The organism is Steroidobacter sp., from assembly GCF_036406195.1.
Taxonomy (GTDB): domain Bacteria; phylum Pseudomonadota; class Gammaproteobacteria; order Steroidobacterales; family Steroidobacteraceae; genus Steroidobacter.
Genome location: NZ_DASWVW010000056.1, coordinates 42,768 through 68,944, shown reverse-complemented (window position 1 = coordinate 68,944; position 26,177 = coordinate 42,768). Strand labels below are relative to the sequence as shown.

Below are 26,177 nucleotides of genomic sequence, written 5' to 3'. Positions count from 1 at the left end.
ATCACCCGTTGATGTGATTGAGATCGACGGCTCTTTCGGGGGCCGGCGGTGCATCGCTGTGGGCGACCACATCGCCCAACCGCATCAGGATGCTGGCGGTCAGCGTCTTGCCCTCCTCTTCTACCATGCGCGTCACTGCCAGATTCAGCAACGCGTTCGCGATGTATTCGCGCTGCGCCGGCGGCACATTGCGCAGCGAGCTTTGAATCCGATGCATCACGGATTGCAGCTGCGCCACTTCCACACCGCGATCGTCATCGGTCATCACGCGAGTCAAACGGCGGCGGGATACGACTGCATTCATCACTTTGCTCCTCACGGCAGGAATCGCAACGCTTCGGCCGATGTTTGTTCCGGCGGCGAATGAAGGCAGCTGGCTAACGCCGCACGGAAAGCGGCACTGGCGAGCTAGAGTATCGGGGGCAGGTCTCTACTTGGTCAGGATCAACTTGTTACTGTGAGTCACGCGCAGGCGGTAATAGCCGCCGCTGTGCTCGATCAGTATTTCCCGCGCCTTGCCGAACAGCTCTTCCGAGCGCAGCAAAGGAATCGCCGGCCCTCGAGCGGGCTCGGTGGCCGGCGATTGAACCTCCGCGGGGCGGAGAGGGGTTTTCGGTTGGTGTTGCAGCATGAGTGCAAATGATAATGCTTCTCAATACCAAAGCAAGCGTCTCTTGGACCTTTTTGTTTTTGCGGTTCGCTGCAACCGGCCCGGTTAAGGCAATGCGCCCATATTTTTCAAGGCATTGCTGATGACCGTCGGGTTCTGCGCATTTGCCGAAGCGTCCTGCTCCACCAGCACATCGGCGTGCGCGAACAGCGGATGAAACAGCCCGAGCTTGTCGACGGGTCCTTTCAACGTGACCGCGCCCTGCTTCACGAAGATCCCGGACCACGCATCGCGTACCTGATCCCAGAATTGTCTGGTTCGATCGTAATAAACATCGGCCTGCGCGAAATCGGCGTCACGAATCCGCTCATATCGAGCGACACCGTACTCGCGCGCGAGGTAGGGACGCGATGGATCGATGGCACGCGCCGAGGTGAGCACGGTCTTCAGATTGTTTTCTTCCTGGACCCAACCGGTCGGCGAGATGGTGTGACGATTGGTGCCGACCAGCACCTGGTAATCGTCACGCACACTCCATTCACGACGCGGCAGCGGCCGCCAGGTTTCGCCACTCAACCAGGTGGAGAAGCTCGGGGAATGTTCCCAACGCCCGACGCTCGCGTAACGCGGCGATTCGTCGACTTGATAAACCGTTTGCAACCACGCGCCCCTGGCTGCCGCCGCAGGCAGCTTGCGACGCTGCCATTGATCGCGGCCTCGATACTCGACGACGTGGGTCGGCTGGTACTGCCAGTCCTGGCGCCAATGTTTGGTGACCATGGGCTCGCTGATCGAACCATCCTTTTGCACGATGCGCATCTCGAGGATATGCACCAGGCTGATGCTCCGGCCATCGTCGCGATCGACGTAGATCTTTTCGGTGCCCCACGATTGATAGGGCGCGTTCGGCTTGTCTTGCTTGACGAATGGCACGACTTCGAGAAAGTCGAACGTGACACGATACGTGCCCGCCATCGCGAGAATGGCGCGGCGATCGCGCTCCTGCGCCGACAAGCCCTCGGCCTGCAGATCCTGCCACGCCTTCGATGGGTCGAGATCGAGCGTTACCGGCGGGCCCTTGGTCGTGCCGCCGCGAGGTGCGGGAATGTCCTTACCCAAGGGCCAGGAGAATGTGTAACGCGACGGCGCGTCTGTCGTTTGTTGTGTGCCCGCGTACTCATCGGCATTCGCGACAGTAACGCACAACGCTGCCGCGACAGCAGCGACCCACCCTACTCTGTTCATGATGAGCTCCTGAACGCATTCAGCTCGGATCCGACGCGGTCCTGGCGTGAAGGGTCAGTGTAGCGAGCCGGGAGGCCGGCGTTAATTCGCCATTGGCACTTGGAGCATCAGCACTCGGGCAGATTGACGGCGAGGCCGCCGAGCGAAGTCTCCTTGTAGGAATCCTGCATGTCGGCGCCAGTCCGACGCATGGTCTCGATGACACGATCCAATGTGACGTGATGGGAACCATCGCCCATCAGCGCCAGGCGCGAGGCGTCGACCGCCTTGACGGCGCCCGTGGCGTTGCGCTCGATACAGGGAATCTGCACCAGGCCGCCGATGGGATCGCAGGTCAGCCCGAGGTTGTGTTCCATGCCGATCTCGGCGGCATTCTCGATCTGCTGATTCGTACCGCCGTGCGCGGCTGTCAGGCCAGCGGCAGCGATGGAACAGGCAACGCCTATTTCGCCCTGACAACCTACCTCCGCGGCCGAAATGCTCGCATTGAGTTTGTAGAGCGAGCCGATCGCGCCGGCGGTGAGCAGAAAGATATGACGACCTTCGCGCGTACCATTACAGAAACGATCGTAATAGCGCAGCACAGCTGGCACGACGCCGGCCGCGCCGTTCGTCGGCGCCGTGACGACCTTGCCGCCCGCCGCATTTTCCTCGTTGACGGCCAGCGCCCAGGCGTTGATCCAATCCATCGCGATCAAACCGTCGGCGGAGTGGGCCTGTTCGCGCTTTTCGAGCGCCGCGCGCAGCTTGGCGGCTCGACGCTTCACATTCAGGCCGCCCGGCAACACGCCCTCCTGCCGCAAACCGCGGTCGATGCACGCATTCATCGCCTCGGCGATGCGATCGAGTCCGGCGAGCACTTCTTCGCGAGCTCGTGTCGCGCACTCGTTGCGCATCATCACTTCGGCAATCGTGAGACCGTTGCTCTCGGCGACTTCGAGCAACTCAGCAGCATTGGCATACGGCAGTGGCACCGCCGTACCGGTGGTCGCGGCCCTGGGCGCTTTCGCCTCTTCTTGACTGACAACGAAGCCTCCACCTACAGAGTAGAACGTTGTCTCGTGCAGCAGCTCACCGGCAGCATCGCGGGCGAACAGCGTCAGCGCATTCGGGTGATACGGCAGGCTTTCCTTGTACTTCCAGTGGATATCGCGCTCGATGCGGAAGTCGATCTCGTGACTACCCGCGAGCTGCAACCTGCCCTGCTGACGCACCTCTTCGATGAGCCTGGCGGCCGCATCCGGATCGACCTGTGCCGGTAGCCAGCCAGCAAGGCCGGTAGTCACCGCGGTATCCGTGGCGTGTCCTTTGCCGGTCAAGGCCAGCGAGCCGTACAGATTCACGGTGACCTGCGCGACTCGCGGCAACACTCCCTGCTCCTCGAGCGACTTCGCGAAACGGCACGCGCCCGTCATCGGTCCCATGGTGTGGGAGCTCGACGGGCCAATGCCGATCTTGAACATATCGAAGACGCTGACGGTCGCTGCGCTCAAGGAACTGCCTCGATAACGGGGTGAACCCAAACGGCCGGCAAATATACGCGGTACCTGCCCGATACGGTGTAGCGGCCGCACACATTCATTCGCTGATTCAACATCGCGACCGGGATGGTGGGTCCATTCACACCCATCGATGCCTCCGGTCGAAAGACTTCATGGGGGCGTAATCCGGCTTTTCTTCGGCAGGCCCTGGCAACAACTTTACAAATGAGAATTATTCTCACTATCGGGGCAGACCTGGGGACGGCGCAGTCGCTGCAAGCGGCGGGCACGCCGGTGATGCTGACATCGGTAAGTGACATCGATGAACAGCTCCTGCGGCAGACTACGAACGCGGATGCCGCGCTATCTGACGTTCCCGGCACCGAGCTGTTGGAGGAATTGGCGATCTCCGGCCGCTATCGCCGTGACGTCTACTGTCGTCACGGCGATTGCATCATCAGATGCCCCAGCTGAGGTGGTTCGGATACGGCGCGCGCTCGCCGACGTACCTGATGCCTTTCACGCAGCGAACGATCCACCACACCGCCAACGCGAGCAGCACGACCACGCCGATGAGCACCATGGTCAGGATGCCGCCGATCACCCCGATCAGCAGGGCCATCCAGAACGTCCGGATCTGAAACTCATAGTGCGTGCGCAGCCATTCGGGCGCGTCGTCCCTGTAGACATAGGCCATGATCACGCCGATCACGGCGGTGATGCCATTGAACAGCGCCAGCAGATAGAGCACGTAAATGATGTTGGCGATCGAGGTGTTCGCCGACCCTTCCGTAACGCTTTGGTTCACCGTCTGCTCCCGTAGGGGTACTGCCGCAGATTGTGAGGCCACTCTCACCCGGGCTCAACCGCATTCGCCGGCAGTCAACCGCAGCTCGCCCGGATTATTGCCACCTGGGAATCAATTGGAGCCAACGGGCGCGACCACGAAAGACGCATCCAGGTCTTTCGCCCAGCCGAGCAGGCCACCTTCGAGGTGAGCTATGTTCTTCAATCCCGCGCGCGTAGCGATGGCCGATGCGGTCATGCTGCGCGCACCGCTGCGGCAGATGAACACGACCTGCCGGTCCGACGGCACTTCGCCAAGCCGCTGCTGAATTTCGGCGACCGGAATATTCACAGCTCCGGGCAGATGCGACACCGCAAACTCCGCTGGCGCACGAACATCGATGATGGCTGCTTGCCCGAGCAGCTCTCGCAGCTCGGCGGGAACTAGATTTCTCACCTGCGCCATCACATCGGCGCTGCATAGCTCGACGAGATCCGCGGGCTCGTGAATCGTCGGATGATCGCCGCATACCGCGCAGTCGGAACGGCGGCTGAAACGAAACTCCCCGAACCGCATGTCCAACGCGTTGTAGGTGAGGAGCCGGCCGAGCAAGGGCTCGCCGACACCGACGATCAGCTTGATGGCCTCGGTGGCCTGAAGCGTGCCCATCACGCCGGGCAACACGCCGAGCACACCCGCTTCCGCGCAGTTCGGCACCAGGCCATCGGCCGGCGGCTCCGGGAACAAGCAGCGATAGCACGGCCCGCGACCGGGCACATAAGTCATCGCCTGCCCTTCGAAGCGATGAATCGCCGCAGACACCAGCGGCTTGCCAAGGATCACGCATGCGTCGTTGGAAAGATATCGCGTAGTGAATCGATCGGTGCCATCGAGCACCACATCGTACTTGCTGAACATTTCACGCACGTTGGCCGCGCGCAGCTCGACGGGATGCGATACCAGATCGATCTCCGGATTCAGCGCCAGCAAACGTTCCCTGGCGGCATCGGCTTTGGATCGGCCGACGCTGTGCGTGTCGTACAGCACCTGCCGCTGCAAGTTGGATACGTCGACGCGATCGTTGTCGATCACACCTATCGTACCGACACCCGACGCCGCGAGATAAAGCGCCGACGGCGAGCCGAGACCGCCGGCGCCGACCAGCAGCACTTTCGCGCCCTTGAGTTTTTCCTGGCCCTGGATACCGATCTCGCGCAGCGCCAGGTGCCGGCTGTAACGTGCGAGATCCGCGGGAGACAAAGAAACCGAAGCCATCGTCGACATGCTCGTGACCATCACATCTGCGCCCACCCCTGTCAACTCGACAGGCCCGCTCGGACAATCCAGCTCGGCCGTTGGCGGCGCGGGTCCTTGCTGAACGGGGGTGTTGCTAAATAGTCGAGACAGTGTGGCATGGATTGCGCGTCAGGTCCTACGGACCGTAGCCCTTTCGGACGGGCCATTTACCGCCTTCGCGGCTTCATGCCTCATTTCCAGCACAGCAAGCTCGCCTATTAAGCCCGAGCCCAGCACATTTGGACGCGAGCTCGCATGGGGCGCAGCAGCCCGGATGGCTTTTCTCGTTGTATCCTCGAAGCAGCAATACGGTGCACGGAGATCACCGATGAATGCCACCAGCAACCCTCGTCCCGCCGCGGCATCAGCACCGCAGCGAGGACCGCGAACTGTCAGCGCGCTCGTCAACAGCTTCTCCGCCGGCCTGACACGCATCGATCCGATGCCTTACGCGATCGTTTGCATGCACATCGGCCCGTCGGTGGAAGTCACTTGCGAACGTTGCGGGAAACTGCGCCAAGGACGCGAGGTAGCGGGCGACCTGGACATCATTCCCGCCCACACGCCGGCCACCTGGGAAACCAAACAAAGCGGCACCACCCTGGTCATGCGCGTGCCCGATGAGCTGCTGCGTCGAGTAGCGATCGATCTCGACATGGACGCCGCCAACATCGAGATCGCCGATCGCTTTCAGTTGCGCGATCCATTCATCGAGCACATCGGCTGGGCGCTCAAGGCCGACCTCGATTCCGGCGGCGCCGGCGGACGTTTGTTTCGCGAAAGCCTCGGCACCGCCCTCGCCGCACGCTTGTTACAGCGGCACAGTCGGCGATCGCTGCCGATGCGCGATCCCACGGGCGGCTTGAGCGCATGGAAACTCAAGCTCGTGATCTCGCACATCGAGGACAATCTGGAAAGCGAGCTGTCCCTGGCCGAGATCGCCAAAGTCGCCGGCGTCAGCGTGTCACACCTGAAGACGCTGTTCCGCCGCTCCACAGGCGTTCCGGTGCATCAATACATTCTGCGCCGGCGCGTGGAGCGAGCGAAACTGCTGCTACAAGATGGTTCGCTATCGATCGCGCAGATCGCCTTCGCAACGGGCTTCGCCCACCAGAGCCATCTGGCCCGCCACATGCGCAAGATTCTCGGCGTCACGCCAGCCGCGGCTCGCCGCGATCTGGCGCAGGTACCGAGCCCGGCAGCGAATCCTTAGCGGCCGATCCGATCAGGCAGTCGCGTCTTCGCGCAACTGCAGCTCGACGATCATCCGTTCGCGCATGACGAACTTCTGAATCTTGCCGGTGACGGTCATCGGAAACTCGTCGACGAAACGGACGTGCTGCGGCACCTTGAAGTGCGCGATCTGGTCGCGACAGAAAGTGCGGATGGCCTCGGCGTCGCAGGACTCGCCGGCCTTGAGCTTGATCCAGGCGCAGACGATCTCGCCAAAGCGCTGATCCGGAATGCCGAAGACCTGGACATCCTGCACCTGCGGATGTCGATACAGGAACTCTTCGACTTCCCGCGGCGAGATGTTTTCACCGCCGCGAATGATCAGGTCTTTGACACGGCCAGTGATATTGCAGTAACCGTCGGCATCGATCACCGCGAGATCGCCGGTGTGCATCCAGCCCTGCTCGTCGACCGCCTGATTGGTTTTCTCGACATCGTCCCAATAGCCCATCATCACGCTGTAGCCGCGCGTGAGTAGTTCGCCACGCTCGCCACGCGGTACCACGCGACCGTCGGGGTCGACAATCTTCACTTCAAGGTGCGGATGAATCCTGCCGACCGTGGACACGCGGCGCTCGATGGAATCGTCGCTGCGGCTTTGGAAACTGACCGGGCTGGTTTCCGTCATGCCATAAGCGATCGTGACCTCGCGCATGTTCATGTCGGCGATGACACGTTTCATCACTTCGACGGGACACGGTGCGCCCGCCATCACGCCGGTGCGCAGCGAGCTCAGATCGAACTCGCGGAACTTGGGATGATCCAGCTCGGCGATGAACATCGTAGGCACGCCATACAATGCCGTGCACTTTTCGGCACTCACCGCTTCCAGCACGGCGCCCGGCTCGAATGCCTCGGAAGGGAAAACCATCGTCGCGCCATGCGTCACGCAACCGAGCACGCCCATCACCATGCCGAAGCAGTGATACAGCGGCACCGGAATACACAAGCTGTCTTCGTGCGTGAACGCCATGTGGCTGGCGACGAAGTAGCCATTGTTGACGATGTTGTGATGGGTCAGCGTGGCGCCTTTGGGCAAGCCGGTGGTGCCGCTGGTGAACTGGATGTTGATTGGATCCTCCGGCTGCAACAGACCGCGCAGCTCGTTCACGCGCTGACGTTCGACATCGGTGCCCAACGTTTCCAGCATCGAGAACGGCAAGATGCCAGGCAGGCTCGCGTCGTCGGTGAGAATCACGGAGCGCAGACTTGGCAGCCGCGCTGCCTGCAAATCGCCAACCGCGCTCCACGCCAGCTCGGGCGCAAGTTGCCGCAGCATGCCGACGTAGTCGCTGCTCTTGAAGCTCGACGCCAGGATCAACGCCTTGCAGCCGACTTTGTTGAGCGCAAACTCCAGCTCGGAGATGCGATAGGCGGGATTGACGTTGACCAGGATCAAGCCGGCCTTGGCGGTCGCGAACTGGGTCAACACCCATTCGAAGCGATTGGGCGACCAGATGCCGACGCGGTCACCGGGCTGAAGGCCGAGCTTGATCAGGCCGGCCGCGACTCGATCTGCCGCGTCGTTCAATTCGCGGTAGGTCCAGCGCAGGTTCTGATGACGAACGATCAGCGCCGGCCGCTCGCCCCAGCGTCGTGCGGCCTCTTCAAGAACGGCGCCTACGGTCTTGTACAACAACGGCACGGTACTGGTGCCGCAGACATAGCTCAGCTCCATAGTTCAACCCCCCAACTGCGAGATCGCGCTCGCGAATAACATTCTCTTTGGTCAAAAGCGGCCAAGGCCCTTTTGACGACATGTCTTCTGGTCAAAAGCGGCCGAGGCCCTTTTGACAGGATATCTTCTGGTCGAAAGCGGCCGAGGCCCTTTTGACAGGATATCTTCTGGTCGAAAGCCGCCAAGGCCCTTGCGACTCACTCGGCCGTCGATACGAACCGGGCGTGCTCGCGATCCTTGCGGACTTCATCGCCGCGAAACACCTGGCCACTCATCGCGACATAGACCCCGGCCGGCAAAGTCTGTACCGCGGCGAACGCCATGCCCAGGTTGAACATCGCGTCGCTCTCGGCGAAGCGCGCCGGCGATAGCGCGCCGGTGAACACGATGGTCTTGCCGGGCACCGCCTTCAACACCCTGGCGGATTCGGTCATGGTGTCGGTGCCATGGGTTATGACCACCCGGTCGGTGTCCAGCGCGCTGACCGTTTCGAACAGCGCCTTCCGGTCCTGGTCGGTGAGGTCCAGGCTGTCCTTGCGGAACAGCTCGACCACGCGGAACGGCCGCGTGACGTTGGCAACGTCGAGCATTTTCTTGACCATGGGCTCGCCGATCTTGTACGCGCTGAGCGCGTCGAAATAGGCCTTGTCGATGGTGCCGCCGGTGGTGATGACTACGATGGCTGGGGTCACTTTTTGCATTGGTGCAAGATACCAGCCGCGCCGATCGGACTGAAGCCGCTCATTCCCTTGCCGCCTGCTCCGGCAAAGGCCCAATGCTGGATGAGACCAGCGCGAGACCGCTGGCCTACCCGTATCGGCATCAGCGCGGCTCTACCGAGCGCAATCCGGCGCCGGTCTAAGTCCCCTTCTGATAGCCGGGTCCGCGCACGACCTGGCCGGGCTTCGCGCCGGTGTGCTCGCCGTCGCGAAGCACCTGCACACCATTGACGAAGACGTGCTGCACGCCAGTCGCGTACTGGTGCGGCTGTTGGAACGTGGCTTGATCCTTGATCCTGGCGGGATCGAACACCACGATGTCGGCGAAGCAGTTCTGCTTCAAGCAGCCGCGATCCTGCAACTTGAACGTATCGGCCGGCAGGCTGGTGAGGCGGCGAATCGCGTCCTGCAACGTCGTCACCTGCTGGTCGCGAACATAGTGGCCAAGGAACCGTGCGAACGTGCCATAGGCGCGCGGATGCGGATTGCTCAGCAGGAACGGGCCCTCAGGCGCCGGCGCCTCGGCGTCGGAATCGATGTTCACCCACGGCTGGGACAGGCCCAGCTTCACGTTCTCTTCCGACATAAGGAAATAGGCGGTGCCGACTCGCGTGTGATCCTCGATCACCAGGTCGATGGCCGCATCCTCGGGCGACACACCGCGCATCTTTGCGACTTCTGCCAGTGTCTTGCCGGTGAGCGGCTTGAGCTTCTCGGTCTTGAAGCCGATCAGCAGCACGCGGTCCGGCGAGCCAGCGGCTTGCAGCAGGCTCTCGAAGTCGGCGTTCGGATCGCGCATTTCCTGGAGCACGCGGGCCCGGATCTCGGGCTTCTTCAAACGCTCGACCCAGGCGTCGATACCGCCCTCTTGAACCCACGTCGGCATGGCGGCGTCGAGTCCGGTTGCACCGGCGGTGTAGCTGTACATGTCAGCGGTGATCTTCAGCCCGGACTTGCGCGCCGCCTCGATCTTGTCGATGGCCTGTTGCATCTTCGGCCAGTTCTTCTTGCCGGCGGCCTTCAAGTGATACACCTGCGCGGGCACGTTGGCCTCGCGGGCGATCAGCAGCAATTCGTCCAACGCTTCCAGAAAGCGATCGCCTTCGCTGCGCATGTGGGAGATGTAGGCGCCGCCAAACTCGCCGGCGGCCTTGGCCAGCGCGATCAGCTCATCGGTCTTGGCATAGGTGGCCGGAGCGTAGATCAACGAGCTCCCGACGCCCAGCGCGCCCTCGCGCATCGCCTGACGAACCAGCTCCTGCATGCGAGCCAGCTCTTCCGGCGTCGGCGCGCGGTTCTCGAAACCGACCTCGTGCTCCCGCACCGTAGTGGCACCGATGAACGAAGCGACGTTGGGCGACACGCCGCGCTTCACCAGGTAGTCCAGATATTCGCCGAGGGTGCTCCACTCGATGTCATAGCGGATGTCGGACTGCGTCTTGAGCATCTCCTCGCGAATGGTGTCGTTCACCGGCCCCATGGAGTTGCCCTCGCCGAAGATCTCCAGCGTCACGCCCTGCTTGATGTCGCTCATGGCGCGGCCGTCGTGAATCAGGGATTCGGTGGCCCAGGACAGGGTGTTGATGAATCCGGGAGCAACTGCCAGCCCCTTGGCGTCCAGTTTCTGCTTCGCCTGGTAATCGTCGAGCTTACCGACCGCGATCACGCGCCCGGCGCGCACCGCTACATCGCCCTTGATCGGATCGCCGCCGCTGCCGTCGTAGATGACGCCGTTGCGAATGATCAGGTCGACCTGTTCGGCGGCGACTACCGGTCCGGCCAGACCCAGGCACAGGATCAGCTTCGCAATGACGATGGACGTGATGCGCACGAGGATTCCCCAGTTCGAACGACGCGAGGTCTGCGACCCTAGCGTAAAAGCGTGGTAGCGCCAATTGCTTGTGGATCAATAGTCGCGTCAAGTGCTCTTCGGATGTTCGAACACCTTTTCCAGCACGCCCGCCAGCTCCTCGACCGTATCGGGCTTTAGCACCAGCTCGCGCACACCGATCTTTCTGGCGGTTTCGCGGTCCTCGGCCCGCACATACCCCGACGTGACCACCACCGGCAGATCTTCGCGAATCTCCCGGATGGCACTGGCCACGTGGAAGCCGGACATCACAGGCATGGAAAGATCGGTGACGATCACATCGAAGTCCCACGGCCGTTCCCGCAGCGTTTGCAGCGCCTGCACGGCATCGCTGAAGCCGGTGACTTGATAACCCGACCGCTGCAACACGCGGATCATCAGATAGACCAGCGCTTCTTCGTCATCGATGTACATCACACGACGGCCGTGTCCTAAACGATGCCTCTTCGATCGGTCGCTATCGTTGTTGAGAGGCCGCCAGGCAGGAATCAGCTCATGGACCGGCAGCTGGCGCAACTTGCCCGCGTTACAACCGAACAAGCGGGCGGCGGCGCGATTGGCCGACGCGATATGGCCGTCCGGATCGATGAGTACCGCTGCCGTCGGCCAGCGCGCCAACGTCAGCCGAACCATCGCCGAGCCCGGCGTATTCTCGTTGTCAGTCTGGTCCCCGTCCCTGCGGCGCGACTGTTGCCCCGGCTGGCCACCGTGGCGTTTCGCCCGAGCGGATTTCACAGGTCACACTCCACAACGCGAAGACCCCGTCCGAGTGCTGTCGGACGGGGCCGTATTGCATCTACTACTGCACAGAGGGAGGCGCATGTAGGGGTTTCCGCGGCGGCTCGCCGCCGCGCTGGCTTGCCCCTACCGCTTATCGGAAAACTCAGCCAAGTTTCGAATCGAGCAGCGCGGTCAACTCCGCCTTGCGCGGCAGTCCGACCTTCTGGGCCACGACCTCGCCATCCTTGAACAGCATGACTGTCGGTACGCCACGGACACCGAAGCGATGCGGCGTCCGGTTGTTTTGATCGATGTCCAAGGTCGCGACAGTCAGGCGGCCTTGGTAGTCGCGCGCGATGTCTTCGATCATGGGCTTCATCGCCTGGCACGGACCGCACCAGTCGGCCTCGAACTTCAACAGCACCGGACCCGGCGCGGCCAGCACCTGCTGGTCGAAGCTGAAGTCGGTGACCGCGACAAACTTCGCATCACTCATCGGATCTCCAATCCCACACGGGGAATGTCACTCTGGCGAGACACGATGCGCCCGGTGCGAGGCGCGAGCAATCGCCGTTGGCAATCCCATCAATCGACAAGTCGAATCGCACTTGCCATGATGGCGGCGTGCTCTTGCAGGCGGGTCTCCCTTGAATCTGTGTCGCGCCGATCGAATGCTGCTTGCCGGTGCCGCCGTCGCGGCCGGCTCGGCTGCGATTTTCGGCCCGACCGCCCTCGGACTCGGCGTGCCGCTCGGCGCATACGCGTTGATGATGGCGGACGGTGTCTTTCGCCCGGCTTCGGCATTGCTGTATCCGACGCTGGTGCGCGGCCGCAGCGACCAGCCGCGGGTGGCGCTGACTTTCGACGACGGTCCCGATCCTGAAATCACACCCGCCGTGCTCGACATCCTGGCTGAACACCAGGCGCGCGCGACGTTCTTCGTCATCGGCCGCTATCTGGACCGGCATCGATCGCTGGGCGAACGGTTGCACCGGGAAGGCCACGAGCTCGGCAATCACTCCTGGCAGCACTCGCCTTTCCAGAATTTCTATCCGTCCGCCGGGCACGGCGAGCAGATCGATCGCTGCGCACAGCTGATCAAGTCCCTGACCGGGTCCGGACAAGAGCCGTTGTATCGCCCACCGGTCGGACTGAAGAGTCCCGCGATGGCACGCGCGGCGCATAGGCGCAATCTGAAGGTCGTGGCCTGGTCGATCCATTCGCGCGACACGATGTCACGGAATGCTCACTCGGTGGCTCGTAGCGTGGCCAACAGGATTCGACCCGGCGACATCGTGCTGCTGCATGATGGACATGATCGCGAGCAACGGCATCGTCCGCTGATCCTCAAAGCGTTGCCGTTGTTACTGCGAGGTCTGCGCGAGCGCGGATTGAGCTCGGTGACGGTCAGCGAGCTGTCGAGCGAAACTCTGCCGGTGATGCCCGCTCCCAGCGGCGCCACACTCGCCGCAGATGATGCGCGGAGCTGAAGCCGCTGCGCTCGGCAACACGCTCCAACGCCAGATCGCTGTTCATCACCATCTCCCGTGCCAGCGCGACACGCAGCCGCTGCACGTAATCGAGCGGTGAACAACCGGCATGCTCGGCAAACAGCCGCCCTAGATTGCGCGAGCTCATGCACGCCACGGCTGCAAGCCTGGCCGAAGTCCAATCGGCGGCGGGATTGCGAACAATGGCGTCCTGCACTTTATGAACAGTGGGATGGATGTGATTGCGATGCATGACCCAGGCCGAGAGCTGCGGGTCGGCAGTGGTCCGGCGCATGTAGACCACCAGGTCTCGTGCCACCGCGACCGCAACCTTGTGCCCCAGCTGCGCGGCAATGATGTGTAACGCCAGATCGATCCCGGACGTTACTCCCGCGCTGGTCATGACGTGACCGTCCTCGACGAAGATGCGATTGCCGTGCACGGTGGCACTCGGCTCCATCTTCGCCAGCTGATCGATCATCGCGTGATGCGTCGTGCACTGGCGGCCACGCAACAGCCCCGCTTGTGCAGCCAGCAGGCTGCCGGAGCAAACACACATCAATGTGATGGTCGGGTTGCTGCCCACCTGGGCCAGCCAGTCCGCGAGCTTGTGCACCGGCTCGGAATCCAGATCCAACGACACGGAGCTGACCCCGGTGATCACGACGATGGCATCATCCGGCACCGCCGGCGGCAGGCGCTGCAACTTGTGCAGTTGCAGGCCCACCGCAGATCGCAGCGAGGCACTGGTGCCCACGAACTGCAAGTCGTAGCTGTCAGGCACCAGTTGGTTGGCGATTCGAAAAGCTTCCGCTGCGCCTGCCACATCCAGCAGGACGACTTCGGGCAGCAGTGCGAACAGCACCGTTCTCATGCACTCACCTGTCGAAGCTCATGCACCTTACATCGCGACCGCCGCCGCGCGCTGCACCTGTGCGAAGCGGCCCTCGAGCACCAGCGCGGTACGATCGCGAATCTCCTCGGCCGAATAGGTTCGGCCCGATTCGGACACCATCGGAAACGTCAACGTGGCATCCATCGCATAGGTCACACTATAGCCGAGGTCGGAAGCATGCCGCGTGGTCGTCTCGCAGCACTGCTCGGTGCGGATGCCGGTGACGATCAGGCGCTGAATGCCGTTGGTGCGCAACCAGTAGTCCAGGCTCCGGCCGTTCCTGGTGCTGGCGAACATGGCCGAGTGCACGGCCTTGGTGAACACCTCGGTGGGATGGATGTCCAGCTGCGGCAAGGTCTTGATCAGGCCGGATTCGTGGGAGAAAGCGTATTCCGGGCCTGCTTCATCCACATGGAACACCTGCAGCACCGGCACGCCAGCCTGGCGGGCGCGATTCACCAACTGCTGCAGGCTCTGCACGAACGCCGGCAGCTCGGCCTCGTCCCAATACGGCCGGCGGGTAAATGACTGCTGCACATCGATCACGAGCAATGCGGACTTCATGGCGACTCCTGGTTTGTTGCGACCTGGGGTGCATGGTGCGCCCGGCGCGGCAGCCGGACGAGAGCATTGCTCGACAGCGAGCGGTCAAAAACGGACAGCGGTTGGTGATTGGCGGTCAGTGGTTAGCCAGAACGAGACAGCTCCGCGCATGCTTCCGGCCAACCACCAGCCACTAACCGCCAACCGCTCATGATCTGTACGCTTCCCGGCCGATGCCCTGGACCGGAATCCCCTGCGCCTTCAGCACTTCGTGCTGCAGCGAGAACATGGCCGCAGCCGCTTCGTCGATGGCTCTTACGAAGGCGAGCGAGCCTTTGAGGATGGGCGCCAGGCGCGCCTTATCCTGAATTCGCGCCGGCGGATACTCGTGTTCCACGACCAGGTACGTCTGCGCCGGATCGATCGACAGCAACTCGCGCGCGGCCAGCTGATGATCGAGCCAGTCGACGCTGCGATTCTGCAGATACGCGAGCGGGTCGTGACGCGCCGTGCCGGGCAGCTCGTGCTCGCACAGCACGATTTGTTTCTTCCAGGCATTGGCTTGATCCGCCGGATCTGGCGACGGCTTGCCGTCGACCCAATCGCCGCGCTGCATGGTCTGGCCGCCGTAGCCCCACGCGGACACGCCGCGCGCGTCGATAACCTGGCCTTTGACGTGGAAGCCGCCGATCAGGAATCCATAGCCCTGGTCTTTCAGGTATTGGAACAACGAGCGCGTGTCCTGCCCCATCAGGATGGCGTGCGAAGGATCGTAGTGGATGCGGAATTGATCGCCGACCCCATGCTTCTCGCAAATCCGATGTAGCGCGATCCAAGGCCCGGGCGCATAGGCCAGATTGTTGTGCCAGCGATCCAGCACGTTCCACCCCGGCATGGGGCATTGCTCGACCCGATACGTCAGCCCGCGCGCCTTGGCTTCCCGGAGCAATGGAATGAACACCTCCTCGAACATGCCGAGGTTCTGGTCCATCTCCAACTGCGGATTGCGGCCGACAAAACCACACACTGCATCAGCACCCAGCAGCACGGCGGCATCGAACACGCGCAACATGAACTCATGTTTCTTGCTGCGTACCGCGGAATCGGCCGCCAGCATGTTGTCGAAATAGCCGAGGTCGGACAAACCAACGTTGGTTTCCTTCATTGCCGCGAGTACACGGGCCGCACGCTGCTCGTCGAACGGCTGACGCAGGTCCAGTGTGTTCGCGACCGGATCGAGCATGGCCTCGGCCGGCACATCGCTCTCGCTGGGATGCAGAGCTGCCGACAGCTGAATGTTCGGCGAGCCTATGTCACGCGCGAACTGCAACCATTCCTCGATGGCCAGGTCGGGATCGGCATCGCGCTGTCCGCGCGGCGTCAGCTCCTGGAGAGCCGCGGTCAGGATGCTGAGTTTCATGGGCTTGGGAGCAAAGGCTGTGGTGCTCATGCCCGGAGTCTGGCAGAGACCGGCAGATTGTGGAACCGTTTACATCCGGCCAGACCGGTACCGGCCGTTCCAGGGGCCGGCCCCGAGTCGCGAATACTGGCCGGAACGCGAACCCCTGTTCTTCATCGCCGGCCGGGTGGCGGTCTCACGCCGGGCATGGCGCCACCGCAATGCCAAAACTCTCGGCGGGCACTCGCCTTCCGCTCAGTCGGAGGATGACTTGTTCGATCGCCAGTTCGCCCGCCGCGAGGTGTGCCCGATGCCTGGGTTGAGGCAGTTGCAAGGATCCAACCGCCGGTAGTGATCGATCAGCGCCGGCTTGGCGGCGTACGAGTGGCCGACATTGTGTTCGGCGGGATACTCGGCGCCGCGTTCTGTGAGTCGGTCCAGCATCGACTGCTTCAGTCGCACCAGATCCGCCCCCTTGCGCACCACATAGTCCTGATGCAGGACGTGGCAGAAGAAATGTCCATAGTACAGCGCGTGACTGATGGCGCTGCTCACCTCCGCAGGCAACTGCTCGAACCAGTTCAGATCGTTGCGCCGGAGTGCGATATCGAGCGCGATGATGTCCTCCACCTCGTCACGATGGATCGCACGATAGCGGATCGCCGCACCCGCCGTGACGAAGCGATGCAGGAACGCCTTCTCGCCCTCCTCATCGGTGCATTCGAAATACGCGCCCTGCCCTGATGGGAAAATGCTGGCCAGCGCGTGCCTCGTTTCCTCGACCGCACTCGCGGAGACTCTCAGCATCAGGTGATGCTCGTACCGGTCTCGATACTCCCGCAGACGCAACGGCAAGTGATCCGGCAGCAGGCACGCGATAGCCTGCATGAGCCGGTCGCTCGGATTGTCGGGCAGAACGGACAGGCGTGCGGCCCATGTATCGATCCTGCTCTTGATGGCAAACAATTTCGGCAACCACGCCGAGCCGAGCCAGCGGATGGCCATGAAGGTATCCTTGCCGTACCGATCGGCGATGTCGAAGGCAGTGCGATGCAGGTATTCCGCCTCGATGGGCAACTCACGCCCCTGCATTAGCAGGTGACGCCGCACGCGCGTGAGTTCCGCCGGATCATTGCTGCCGATGTACAACACACGCGCACCCGCTTCGGCGGCAAAGGTATCGAGGCGGACCGCAAACACCACGACCTTGCCGGCACTGCCCGCGGCCTCGAACAACCGCCCGGGATCTGCATTGAAACGTGCTGGACTGTCGGCATCCACCGCGCGAACTCTCTTTTCGTAGTCGCGCGAGTAAGCAAGCCTGTCCGCGGCGTGCTCGATGTCTGCCTCGGTAAACTCACCACAATCGAGCCGGCGCAGAATCTCCTCCGGATCGCTGCCTAAGCGCACTCCAAGATGATTGACCAGCTCGATCTGGCGGGCCGAATCGACACGGGCGTACAACGCCGTCTCGGTGTAGGCCGGTCCACGGCGCACCAGCGAGCCGCCGGAACTGTTGCAGATGCCGCCCACTACCGATGCGCCGATGCATGACGAACCGATCACCGAGTGAGGCTCGCGCCCCAGCGGCCGCAATACATTCTCCAGCTGGAACAGCGTCGCGCCCGCGTGACAGATGACCTGTCGTCCCTGATCGATGAGATGGATGCGTGCGAGGCGCAGCGTGCTGACGATCACGACATCGCGATCATAGTTGTCGCCGTCAGGTGTGGAACCGCCCGTCAGGCCGGTGTTGGCGGCCTGCATGATGACGATTTTGTTCGCACGGATGCAGACCTGGAGCACGCGCCATTGCTCCACCAGCGTAGCAGGCCGCACGACCGCCAGCGCCGCCCCGCCCCCGCATCGAAAGCCAGTGCGATAACGCCGTGTCGCCGCTTCGTCGGTGAGTACGTTTCGACGACCCACGATGGCCGTGAGTGCATCGAGAAAATCGCGACGCCCGGACAAGCAGGTCAGACCGGCACCGAGCGCACCGGCCGCGGCGTGAATGAGGACAGCTCGTCCAACGGATACAGCGGCCGCGTGACCTTGGTATAGGGCACTCTCTTCATATTCGCGCAGGTGGGTCCGGGCGTATCGGCCACCAGGATCCGCTGCGCCCACTTGGCATACGAATGCCGAAACCCACCCGGCGACTTCACGAAGATCAGCGCCGCCGCTGCAGGATCCAGACCTTGCGACAGGTACATGGCCACATCCCATTCGAACGATGGCATGACCCGCACCAGGATCCTCAGCGCACCCACGGCGAGCACCGCCGTCTTGCCCATGCCGATCTGCATGTCCTGATCGCGCATGCGATACTGACCGCTGGAGATCGACTGCACCGTGGCGGTGACTCGCACGGGATCACCATCCTTGCGGGAATAGAAGTGTCCGATGTCCATGTTCACCACGGCACCGACACCAGCGCGCTCTGCCACGCTCACCGCGGCCGGATCGCACAACGAGAGATAGACGAGCCGCTGTCCTTCATGCGCGCCCGCGGCCAGCAATGCTCGCAGCACGCAGGCGCTGTCCGCCGCCGAGCCGCCACTCGGCGCATCGCCGCCGTCACTGACGACGGTCAACCCATTGCAGGACAGGCCGATACGAATGGCGTCATCGAGCTCGATCAGGTCGGGATTGAATTCGCCTCGCAGATTCCAAGCTTGCTGCGCCAACTCCGCCGCCACCCGCTCGGCGGCAGCCACATCGTCATCCGCACAAACGAGGGCGGCGAATCCGAGATCCGGCACGTCGATCCAAGGTTGCACGGGAAACAGCGACGCATGCAACACGCGTCCACTCTGCTCCGCTTGCCGTGCCGCTGCAACGACCGGCGCCAGTCCTCCATCGGTAGTCCGCGCACACACTGCGCTCAATACCATCGGGCATTTCGATAGCGCCATCACTGGCCGACGCTTACCATCCAGTGTATCGAGCATCAACCGAGCGGCACGCTCTCCGGTCTCGTAGATATCGATGTGCGGATACTGCTGGTAGCCCACGTGGAAACAATTGGGCTGGAGCATGTCGGCGGTGATGTGCCCATGCAGGTCGAATGTGATGCCGATGGGCACGTGCGCCGGGAGCACCTTGCGCAGGCGAGCGATGATCTCGGCATCACCGCCACTGCCCTCCACGATGAGCGATCCATGCAACGCCAGCAGCAATCCATCGACCGGCAGGGCAGCGCGCAGCCGCGCTTCCATCTCACTCACCAACGCTTCGAAACAGTCTCTCGTCAAAGGTCCGCCGGCAAACGCACCTGCCGCCAGCAACGGCACTGCGGTTGCCCCAGCCTCGCGCAGCACCGACAGGAACCCATGAATCTCGATGCGCGCGCGCTCGAAGTCGGCATTGAGGATGGCATCTCCCCGATGCAGGAAGTAGTTCTCGAACGTCGCCAGCGTGGTCGCAAGCGGCGAGAACGAATTGGACTCCTGCATCAGCAGCCCCACCGCGATGCGCCGGCTCATCCAATCACCTCCAGGTCGGGGCCGGCGGCCCGCTGCGGTCCCCGCAAAGCCAGCCCGCTTGCCGCATCGAATAGCTTCACTCCATCGAGATTGATATGAATGTTGCCGCGCCAGCCGGCACGGATGCTGCTGTCACGAGTCTCCAATCCGATGATGGGTGGCAGGCCCTCGATCGTGTAATGCACGATCGCGCCGTGACCCAGATGCTCGACCAGCGTCACCGTCGCGTGCACGCTGGCGCAGTTCTCGAAACGGCCCAGCTGGACGTCTTCGGGCCGCAAGCCCAATTGCACCGGACCTGCCGCCCCCGCGTATCGAGTCAACGGTAACGCAAGCGCCTGCGCGCGAACCACGGCCGACGTGTCGATGATCGCCGGCAGGATGTTCATTTGCGGGCTGCCGATAAAGCGTGCGACGAAAGCATTGGCCGGATTCCTGTAGATCTCCAGCGGCGTACCCTGCTGCTGCACCTTGCCGCCGTGGAGCACGATGATCCGATCGCTCAACGTCATGGCTTCGACCTGATCGTGCGTGACGAACATGATGGTTGTGCCCATCTTGTTGAACAGGAGCTTGAGCTCAGAGCGCATGCGCACGCGCAGGGCCGCATCGATATTCGACAGCGGCTCATCCAGCAGGCAGATGGACGGCGAACGGATGATGGCGCGACCGATGGCCACGCGCTGTCGCTGACCGCCGGACAGCTGTGCGGGCTTGCGATCCAGCAGCGCGCCCAGTTCGATAGTCTCGGCGATCGCCTTGACGCGCCGATCGATCTCCGCGCGAGGCAATCGCTGAATGCGCAGAGGAAACGCCAGGTTCTGGGCCACGCTCATGTGCGGATAAAGCGCGTAGCTCTGAAACACCATGGCGACGTTGCGCTCGCGCGCCGACATATCAGTGACATTGCGCCCACCGATCAACACGCGGCCGTCCGTGGGCCGTTCCAGGCCCGCAGCGATGTTGAGCAACGTGCTCTTGCCGCAGCCGCTTGGGCCCAACAAGGTCACGAATTCGTGCGGCGCCACCTCCACCGACACGTCGTCGATCACCCGCTGTGCGCCGAAGGTCTTGCTGATTCTGTCGAGTCGGATGCCGGACATGGGCTTGTGTTCGCTCCAGGATGCGATTGCTCAGGACTTGACGGCGCCGAACGTCAGGCCGCGGACGATGTGCCGCTGCACGGCCAGCACGGCGATCATCACCGGCACGAAGGAGATCACTCCGAAGGCGCTCATTTGTCCCCAGGCCAGCGCGTTGTCGCCGACGTAACCGGCAATCGCCACCGGCACGGTGCGCGCCTTCAGCACCGTCAACGTCAGCGCGTACAGCAGTTCGTTCCACGCGTAGATGAATACGAAGATGGCGGTAATCACCATGCTGGTAACCGACATCGGCATGACGACCCGCACGAACCGTTGCCACAGCGTGCAGCCGTCGATTATGGCCGCGCGCTCCACCTCCTTCGGCAGATCCTGGAAGTACGCCAACATGGTCCACACCACGAACGGAATGGCCGCCGCCGTGTTGGATAGAATGAGCGCCGCCAGCGTATCGATCAGCCCCAGCTCGCGGATCAGCAAGTAATAAGGAATGGCAAAGCTGATCGGCGGAAACAGGCGATTCACCAGGATCCACACCAGCAGCACGCGGTTGAGCCGGAACGGCAGGCGGATGCGCGCCAGGACGTAAGCCGCAGCGGAGCCGATCAAAGTCGCGAACAACGTGCTCACCACCGCCACGATGGCGGTGTTGAGCAGGTAGCGACGGTTGAACGGATCGGCCAGCACCGCCTGGTAATGTTCGAGCGTCACTTGCGTTGTCGCGAACACCGGCGGCGAGGTGAAAAAATCCGACTGGTGCTTGAGCGAGCTCAACAGCAGCCAGTAGATCGGAAACAGCAACACCAGCAGCAATAGCCCCAGGGACGCATACACGCCCACCGTGCTCAGCAGGTCCCGCCGCTGCCTGCGACGCCAGGCTGCGTCGCCCTCCAGGCCGAACACGTCACTCATTGAGATATGCCCGGCCGCGCGGCACGGCCTTCAGTAACAGGTAGATCGAGGGCGGCAGCAGCACGATCAGGAAAATCCAGGATGCCGCTGCGGCGGCCGGATACTCGAGGAAGCGGCTGCCCAGCCGCACGATATAAATGTTCAACGTCTGCGTGCTCACGCCCGGCCCGCCGAACGTCATCGCGTAGATGAAGTCGAAGGTCTTGAGCAGGTCCATCAGGCGGATGACGCCCACGATCAGATACAGGTGCGCCATCATCGGCAGCTTGATCTCGAGCAACACCCGCAGCGGCGAAGCGCCATCCATCTGCGCGGCGCGAATCGGTTCCTGCGGCAGCGACATGAGGCCGCCCATCAGGATCATGGCGACGATGGACGTATTGGTAAGGATCTCGACCACCAGCACCGACATGAGCGCGGTATCGGGCGAAGCTATCCAGGGCTGCGGGTTCAAACCGAAGAAGGCCAGCGCCGCGTTCAGTGGCCCGTACTGCACATTGAACATGAGCCGCCACAGGATACCGGTCACCACCGGCGGCACCATCAACGGTACCAGCAACACTACACGGGACAGCCCGGTGAAGCGGCCACTCAGGCGTTCGCTGGTCAACAACAGTGCTACCAGGGTTCCCAGCACCAGCTCAGCCGGCAGCGCCACCAGGGTGAAAATCAACGAGCGGCCCACCGAGGACCAGAACTGCTCATCGCCGAGCACGCTGCGATAGTTCTCCACGCCCGCCAGCTCGATCGGAGCGCCCGGCGTGCGGATGTCCCACTGGCAGAAACTGAGGTACGCCGAGTACACCAGCGGAAACAAATAGGCTATGCACAGGGCCACGATGCATGGTGAGAGAAACAGCAGCGCGGCGGCCCGGTCGTCCCGGCTCCACTCACGCAGTCGGGTGATGGCTATCATGGCAACGCGGCGATGTCCGAGTAGTCGTGATTCGGCGGCCCGGGCATGGAGGCAAGCTCTTTGCTCCAGAGCGCCGCGGCCGCGCTGGCCGCCTGTTGTGGAGTCATCTGCTCGGTCAGCGCACCCGACCAGATCGCGCCGGCCTGCACGAACCAGCTGATGCCTTTGGGATGGCCTTCGAAACCCGGCCGGAACGAGGCTGCCGCGGCGGAGCGGACCGCTTCGATCCCGGGGAAGCGCGCGGCCACATCTGGATCGCTGAGCACTGAAGTACGCGTCGAGTAGATTCCGTGGTCGACCATGAGCCGCTTGGCATTGCTGGCGCGAGTCAAACACTCGATCCAGGCCCAGGCCGCATCCTTCTGTTTGGAATAGCCCGATACAGCGAGGTGCCAGCCGGCATAGCCTCCCGGCCCCGGCGGCCGCATCGCGGCCCACTTGCCGACGATGCGGGACTTCTTCGGGTCATCGAGATTGGGCTGGATGTAATCTGGCCATTCCAGCAGGAACGCAGCCTCGCCATTCAAGAACACCTGGTCGGCCTCCGCGATGTCCATGGCAAACACGCCGGGCGGCGCATACTGGAACAATTGCTCGAGCCGTTCGAGCGCCCGCGCGCCCTCGGGCCCGCCGAACTGCGGCTTGCCGTCGGTGCTGAACAGCGAACGTCCGCCATCCGCCTTGAAGGAGGCGAAGAAATATTTGTTGAGCTGGACATTCACGCCGGCCGCGACCACTCCGTAGAAGTTCTTTCGGGTCACCGCCCGCGCGGCATCGATGAGTTCCTGCCAGGTCTGCGGCGCCGCGACCCCGGCGGCGGCCAGCACGTCGGCGCGATAGAACAGCACCATCGAGCGGCCGGTCAACGGAATCCCGTAGCGCCGTTGCGAGCGCGGCTCCAGCCCCAGCAAGCCATTCAGCCCGCCATAGTCCTCGATGTCGAAGCCCGAGCGCTCGAGATAGGGATCGAGCGTCAGCAGGTAGGCACGGATGTTTGCATCCCAGGCCTCATCCACGTCGAACACGTCATAGCTGCCGGCGCGGCCGATGAAGTCGCTCATCATCTGGTCCTGCATCTGCTCCCACGGCGTTTCGACGAACCAGACCTGCGCGCCCGACGCGGCTTGGAACTCCCGCGCCAGACGGCGGTAACCGGCCAGCCGCTGGACCGCGCCCGCCTGCACCATGTGAATGAGCGTCACACCTTCAAGTGAGCGCGCCCGCTGGGTCGACGCAGACTGGGCCCACGCAGACTGGCCGGCCCCCATCCAGGCGAGCAGCCCGCCAATGAAACAAACCACGTACTTGATCATGCAACCCATCCCGCCCCGGTCCTCGCGGCTGCTCGCCCCAAGGTACCGGGAGCGGCTTCGATCCAAACCCGGTCAAAGTAACCTTCATCACCAACGATAGAGGAAGCCCATGCCGACGGTCCGCGGCCGCACCGTGAACGTCGAGCCTAGTGCCGAGCCACCGACACCCAGCGCGGCCAGGTCGTACAGGTACGGATGATCGTTGAGCACGTTGTTCACGTACAGCGAGATCTCCATCCCGTTGATGGCGACGCCGGTGCGGAAGTTGAGCATGTTCTGCGACGGATTGGGCTGGTACAGGGTCGAGTAGTTCGGCGTGCCCGGATGGTCGAGACTGGTGAACGGGCCGGGGTTCTCGGGCCGGTACTGATCGTCGAGGCGGACATAGGCATCATGCCCGGCGACATTGAAGGCATATTCCACCGAGGCGGCGAACAGCCACGGCGAGTGGAACATATCGAGCTGGTCGCCCTTGTAGGCATAGACGATGCTGGTGCCCGGCACCCCGGAAGTCTCGGCCACCGTGGCATCGGTGTAGCCGATGTTGAGTCCGAGGTGCAGGTTCTCGGTGACGCGGGCGTTGAGCAACAGATCGAAGCCTTTGACCTCCGCCCTGCCGACGTTGGCGACGAACGAAGCCAGGCAGTCCGGCACATAGATGGACTGCTGAATGTTCTTCCAGTCGATGTAGAAGGCACTGCCTTCGATCGCCAGCCGGTTGCCGAACAGCCGGTTCTTGGAGCCGATTTCGTAGCTCCACAGCTCATCGGAATCGTAGGAACTGGGCGTGCTGGTCACGCCGATCTCGCGCAGCTGCTCGGTACATTGCGGCGTCGGCTGCAACGGCGTGTTGGCGCCGCCCATGCGATTGCCCTTGGCGGCGCTGGCGTACAGCAGGTTGCTATCGTTCAACTGATAGTTGATGCCGAACTTCGGCGTAACCGCGGTCTCCTCCTGCTCGCCGGAAGTGGACGTCGTGCCGCCGTTGACCGGACCCGCTGCGTCGTGAGTGAAGCTGCTGCGTTGACGCGCGACGCGCGCACCGGCCACCAGCGTCACCTTGTCGAACACGCGATAGTCCACTTGCGCGAAACCGGCCATCTGGCGGTCGCGCAATACATTGGTCGCGCTGAATGAACGGTCGCCATTGACCATGTCGGCGCCCCAAGCGTACGGCACGGTCATGCCCCACAACTCCTGCGTCATCGCCGGCAACGCGGCGCTGACGATTTCCTGGTGGACTTGCTGACGCATATAAGAATAGAAACCGCCGATGGTCCACTTCAGCTTCGCGTTCGGATCAGAGGACTGCAACCGCAGTTCCTGGCTGTACACATCCTGGTGGTTGGAATACGGCACTGGTGAGACTTCGCTGATGGAGCGCGCCGCCGGCAGGCCGAAGAAGCTCGCCACCACGTTGGTGTAGTCGAGCGCATAGTCGTTCTCGCGGCGCACGTAGCCCGTCAGCGCAGTGAGCGCCACCGGCCCGATATCCGCCTCGATCTTCAACGACGGCAGGTAGAACTTGTCATCGGCCGGCGTCAGCAGCGCATTCTGGTTGACGAAGTCGCTGTCGTGCTCATCCGAGCCGCTAGGATCGAAGAAGCCGCTGTCGTTGATCTTGACCTTCTGGAAGAACATCGACGGCGTGATCCGCAGCGCTTCGATCGGTGCGAACGTCATGGCACCGCGCACCACGGTCGAGTCCGAGTAGTTGGCATCCTCTTCTACGGCGCCGCCGGGCAGGAAGCTGTCATGATCCACGTAGCCACCATCGTGACGGTGCCAGGCGCTGAAGCGAAAGCCAGCTTTGTTCTCGACCATCGGACCGCCCAACGAGATGCCGGCTTCGTATCCCAGATCGCCGCCTTCGGTGGTGGAAACATCGGCACGCGAATAACCCGAGAACTCGGTCAGGCTCGGTTGCGCGGTGATGAAGCGCACCGCGCCGCCCTGCGCGCTGGCGCCGAACAGCGTGCCTTGCGGACCGCGCAGGATTTCGACGCGCTCCAGATCGAAGATTCGCGGCGTGCCAACGCCGACCAGATTCAGGATGCCGACACGCACCTGCACCGGCACATCGTCGATATAGATGCCGGAGGTGGCCGAGCCGGCTTGAGAAAAGATACCGCGGATGGTGATGTTCTTCTTGGGGCCGCGGTCATCGCTGAACTCGATGCCGGGCGTAACCTTGACGACATCGTTGAAATCACGCGCGCCGATACGGTCCAGCGTCACGGCGTCATAGACACTCAGGCTGATTGGAACCTTGCTGGAGCCCTCGGCCCGCTTCTGCGCGGTGACGATGATCTCCTCGATCTGCACCGGACGCTCATCGGCTGCCCATGAGGGCGTCGACAGTGCCGGGGAAATTAGAGCCAACGCGACGATCCGACGCACTCGGCAATCATGCTCTTTCGACATTTTCGTGTACCCCATGTGGACGCTCGATGACGCCTGCCTTCTGTCACGAGTGTCAGTG

24 protein-coding genes are annotated in these 26,177 nt (G+C 62.8%); 3 read left to right on the top strand and 21 right to left on the bottom strand.

Going from position 1 to position 26,177, the window contains the following annotated elements; translation table 11 throughout:
* Position 1: 1 nt before the first annotated feature.
* From VGE08_RS21885 to VGE08_RS21870, 4 genes are all read right to left on the bottom strand, one after another.
* Positions 2–304 (bottom strand): hypothetical protein, encoded by a 303-nt coding sequence (locus VGE08_RS21885; protein WP_331070054.1) that lies wholly within the window; start codon positions 302–304, stop codon positions 2–4.
* Between the two features lie 126 nt (positions 305–430).
* Entirely contained in the window at positions 431–631 is a 201-nt protein-coding gene (gene hemP, locus VGE08_RS21880; protein ID WP_331070053.1) for a hemin uptake protein HemP, read from the bottom strand.
* 84 nt (positions 632–715) lie between these two features.
* The gene (locus tag VGE08_RS21875) at positions 716–1,855 is read right to left on the bottom strand and encodes a DUF6607 family protein (RefSeq protein WP_331070052.1); all 1,140 of its coding nucleotides are present in this window, start codon (positions 1,853–1,855) and stop codon (positions 716–718) included.
* A gap of 107 nt (positions 1,856–1,962) precedes the next feature.
* Complete coding sequence (locus tag VGE08_RS21870; protein ID WP_331070051.1) at positions 1,963–3,348, bottom strand: L-serine ammonia-lyase; 1,386 nt, start codon at positions 3,346–3,348, stop codon at positions 1,963–1,965.
* A gap of 213 nt (positions 3,349–3,561) precedes the next feature.
* On the opposite strand from VGE08_RS21870, the gene VGE08_RS21865 reads away from it, so the two are divergent.
* Positions 3,562–3,810 carry a hypothetical protein gene (locus tag VGE08_RS21865; RefSeq protein WP_331070050.1) on the top strand — a complete coding sequence of 83 codons (249 nt, stop codon included), beginning with the start codon at positions 3,562–3,564 and terminating at the stop codon, positions 3,808–3,810.
* Here the strand turns inward: VGE08_RS21865 and VGE08_RS21860 are convergent.
* Positions 3,794–4,144 carry a DUF4870 family protein gene (locus VGE08_RS21860; protein WP_331070049.1) on the bottom strand — a complete coding sequence of 117 codons (351 nt, stop codon included), beginning with the start codon at positions 4,142–4,144 and terminating at the stop codon, positions 3,794–3,796. The two genes, VGE08_RS21865 and VGE08_RS21860, sit on opposite strands and share 17 nt — an antisense overlap.
* Before the next feature lie 111 nt (positions 4,145–4,255).
* On the bottom strand, positions 4,256–5,407 hold the full coding sequence (gene moeB / locus VGE08_RS21855) for a molybdopterin-synthase adenylyltransferase MoeB (protein ID WP_331070048.1): 1,152 nt from the start codon (positions 5,405–5,407) through the stop codon (positions 4,256–4,258).
* A 340-nt stretch (positions 5,408–5,747) separates the two neighbouring features.
* Here moeB and VGE08_RS21850 point away from each other — a divergent pair, with 340 nt between their 5' ends.
* Positions 5,748–6,632: an AraC family transcriptional regulator gene (locus VGE08_RS21850; protein ID WP_331070047.1), complete on the top strand. Its 885-nt coding sequence runs from the start codon at positions 5,748–5,750 to the stop codon at positions 6,630–6,632.
* Positions 6,633–6,644: 12 nt separating this feature from the next.
* Here the strand turns inward: VGE08_RS21850 and VGE08_RS21845 are convergent, their stop codons facing one another.
* The 5 genes from VGE08_RS21845 to VGE08_RS21825 all read right to left on the bottom strand — a co-directional run bounded on the left by VGE08_RS21845 (position 6,645) and on the right by VGE08_RS21825 (position 12,135).
* Positions 6,645–8,330 (bottom strand): AMP-binding protein, encoded by a 1,686-nt coding sequence (locus VGE08_RS21845; RefSeq protein WP_331070046.1) that lies wholly within the window; start codon positions 8,328–8,330, stop codon positions 6,645–6,647.
* Between the two features lie 197 nt (positions 8,331–8,527).
* Entirely contained in the window at positions 8,528–9,031 is a 504-nt protein-coding gene (locus VGE08_RS21840) for an asparaginase domain-containing protein (RefSeq protein WP_331070045.1), read from the bottom strand.
* Between the two features lie 157 nt (positions 9,032–9,188).
* A complete protein-coding gene (locus tag VGE08_RS21835; protein ID WP_331070044.1) occupies positions 9,189–10,880 on the bottom strand; it encodes an N-acyl-D-amino-acid deacylase family protein in 1,692 nt (563 codons plus the stop codon).
* 87 nt (positions 10,881–10,967) lie between these two features.
* The gene (locus tag VGE08_RS21830; RefSeq protein WP_331070043.1) at positions 10,968–11,654 is read right to left on the bottom strand and encodes a response regulator; all 687 of its coding nucleotides are present in this window, start codon (positions 11,652–11,654) and stop codon (positions 10,968–10,970) included.
* 148 nt (positions 11,655–11,802) lie between these two features.
* The gene (locus VGE08_RS21825) at positions 11,803–12,135 is read right to left on the bottom strand and encodes a thioredoxin family protein (RefSeq protein WP_331070042.1); all 333 of its coding nucleotides are present in this window, start codon (positions 12,133–12,135) and stop codon (positions 11,803–11,805) included.
* 151 nt (positions 12,136–12,286) lie between these two features.
* Between VGE08_RS21825 and VGE08_RS21820 the strand changes: the two genes are divergently transcribed.
* A complete protein-coding gene (locus tag VGE08_RS21820; RefSeq protein ID WP_331070041.1) occupies positions 12,287–13,129 on the top strand; it encodes a polysaccharide deacetylase family protein in 843 nt (280 codons plus the stop codon).
* Here the strand turns inward: VGE08_RS21820 and VGE08_RS21815 are convergent.
* From VGE08_RS21815 to VGE08_RS21770, 10 genes are all read right to left on the bottom strand, one after another.
* The gene (locus VGE08_RS21815) at positions 13,047–14,003 is read right to left on the bottom strand and encodes a GlxA family transcriptional regulator (protein ID WP_331070040.1); all 957 of its coding nucleotides are present in this window, start codon (positions 14,001–14,003) and stop codon (positions 13,047–13,049) included. The two genes, VGE08_RS21820 and VGE08_RS21815, sit on opposite strands and share 83 nt — an antisense overlap.
* Positions 14,004–14,030: 27 nt before the next feature.
* On the bottom strand, positions 14,031–14,588 hold the full coding sequence (locus VGE08_RS21810; RefSeq protein ID WP_331070039.1) for an isochorismatase family protein: 558 nt from the start codon (positions 14,586–14,588) through the stop codon (positions 14,031–14,033).
* A 187-nt stretch (positions 14,589–14,775) separates the two neighbouring features.
* Positions 14,776–16,017: a sugar phosphate isomerase/epimerase family protein gene (locus VGE08_RS21805; protein WP_331070038.1), complete on the bottom strand. Its 1,242-nt coding sequence runs from the start codon at positions 16,015–16,017 to the stop codon at positions 14,776–14,778.
* Between the two features lie 204 nt (positions 16,018–16,221).
* On the bottom strand, positions 16,222–17,937 hold the full coding sequence (gene dld, locus VGE08_RS21800; protein ID WP_331070037.1) for a D-lactate dehydrogenase: 1,716 nt from the start codon (positions 17,935–17,937) through the stop codon (positions 16,222–16,224).
* Positions 17,938–17,942: 5 nt separating this feature from the next.
* A complete protein-coding gene (locus tag VGE08_RS21795) occupies positions 17,943–19,451 on the bottom strand; it encodes a M81 family metallopeptidase (protein WP_331070036.1) in 1,509 nt (502 codons plus the stop codon).
* Positions 19,448–20,554, bottom strand: a complete 1,107-nt coding sequence (locus VGE08_RS21790; protein ID WP_331070035.1) for an ABC transporter ATP-binding protein — start codon at positions 20,552–20,554, stop codon at positions 19,448–19,450. Before VGE08_RS21790 ends, VGE08_RS21795 begins: the two co-directional genes overlap by 4 nt.
* Before the next feature lie 30 nt (positions 20,555–20,584).
* Positions 20,585–21,466, bottom strand: coding sequence for a carbohydrate ABC transporter permease (locus VGE08_RS21785; protein WP_331070034.1), 882 nt, complete (start codon positions 21,464–21,466; stop codon positions 20,585–20,587).
* Positions 21,459–22,382 carry a sugar ABC transporter permease gene (locus VGE08_RS21780; protein ID WP_331070033.1) on the bottom strand — a complete coding sequence of 308 codons (924 nt, stop codon included), beginning with the start codon at positions 22,380–22,382 and terminating at the stop codon, positions 21,459–21,461. The genes VGE08_RS21785 and VGE08_RS21780 overlap by 8 nt, the downstream gene beginning before the upstream one ends.
* Positions 22,379–23,695: an extracellular solute-binding protein gene (locus VGE08_RS21775; protein WP_331070032.1), complete on the bottom strand. Its 1,317-nt coding sequence runs from the start codon at positions 23,693–23,695 to the stop codon at positions 22,379–22,381. Before VGE08_RS21775 ends, VGE08_RS21780 begins: the two co-directional genes overlap by 4 nt.
* A gap of 87 nt (positions 23,696–23,782) precedes the next feature.
* Positions 23,783–26,095: a TonB-dependent receptor gene (locus VGE08_RS21770; protein ID WP_331070031.1), complete on the bottom strand. Its 2,313-nt coding sequence runs from the start codon at positions 26,093–26,095 to the stop codon at positions 23,783–23,785.
* Positions 26,096–26,177 lie beyond the last annotated feature (82 nt).

Coding starts and splice junctions, on each gene's coding strand:
- VGE08_RS21850 (WP_331070047.1), top strand. CDS start 5,748: ATGAATGCCACCAGCAACCCTCGTCCCGCCGCGGCATCAGCACCGCAG.
- VGE08_RS21780 (WP_331070033.1), bottom strand. CDS start 22,382: ATGATAGCCATCACCCGACTGCGTGAGTGGAGCCGGGACGACCGGGCC.
- VGE08_RS21785 (WP_331070034.1), bottom strand. CDS start 21,466: ATGAGTGACGTGTTCGGCCTGGAGGGCGACGCAGCCTGGCGTCGCAGG.
- VGE08_RS21810 (WP_331070039.1), bottom strand. CDS start 14,588: ATGAAGTCCGCATTGCTCGTGATCGATGTGCAGCAGTCATTTACCCGC.
- VGE08_RS21795 (WP_331070036.1), bottom strand. CDS start 19,451: ATGAGCCGGCGCATCGCGGTGGGGCTGCTGATGCAGGAGTCCAATTCG.
- VGE08_RS21805 (WP_331070038.1), bottom strand. CDS start 16,017: ATGAGCACCACAGCCTTTGCTCCCAAGCCCATGAAACTCAGCATCCTG.
- VGE08_RS21845 (WP_331070046.1), bottom strand. CDS start 8,330: ATGGAGCTGAGCTATGTCTGCGGCACCAGTACCGTGCCGTTGTTGTAC.
- moeB (WP_331070048.1), bottom strand. CDS start 5,407: ATGTCGACGATGGCTTCGGTTTCTTTGTCTCCCGCGGATCTCGCACGT.
- hemP (WP_331070053.1), bottom strand. CDS start 631: ATGCTGCAACACCAACCGAAAACCCCTCTCCGCCCCGCGGAGGTTCAA.
- VGE08_RS21815 (WP_331070040.1), bottom strand. CDS start 14,003: ATGAGAACGGTGCTGTTCGCACTGCTGCCCGAAGTCGTCCTGCTGGAT.
- VGE08_RS21790 (WP_331070035.1), bottom strand. CDS start 20,554: ATGTCCGGCATCCGACTCGACAGAATCAGCAAGACCTTCGGCGCACAG.
- VGE08_RS21825 (WP_331070042.1), bottom strand. CDS start 12,135: ATGAGTGATGCGAAGTTTGTCGCGGTCACCGACTTCAGCTTCGACCAG.
- VGE08_RS21865 (WP_331070050.1), top strand. CDS start 3,562: ATGAGAATTATTCTCACTATCGGGGCAGACCTGGGGACGGCGCAGTCG.
- VGE08_RS21875 (WP_331070052.1), bottom strand. CDS start 1,855: ATGAACAGAGTAGGGTGGGTCGCTGCTGTCGCGGCAGCGTTGTGCGTT.
- VGE08_RS21840 (WP_331070045.1), bottom strand. CDS start 9,031: ATGCAAAAAGTGACCCCAGCCATCGTAGTCATCACCACCGGCGGCACC.
- VGE08_RS21885 (WP_331070054.1), bottom strand. CDS start 304: ATGAATGCAGTCGTATCCCGCCGCCGTTTGACTCGCGTGATGACCGAT.
- VGE08_RS21775 (WP_331070032.1), bottom strand. CDS start 23,695: ATGATCAAGTACGTGGTTTGTTTCATTGGCGGGCTGCTCGCCTGGATG.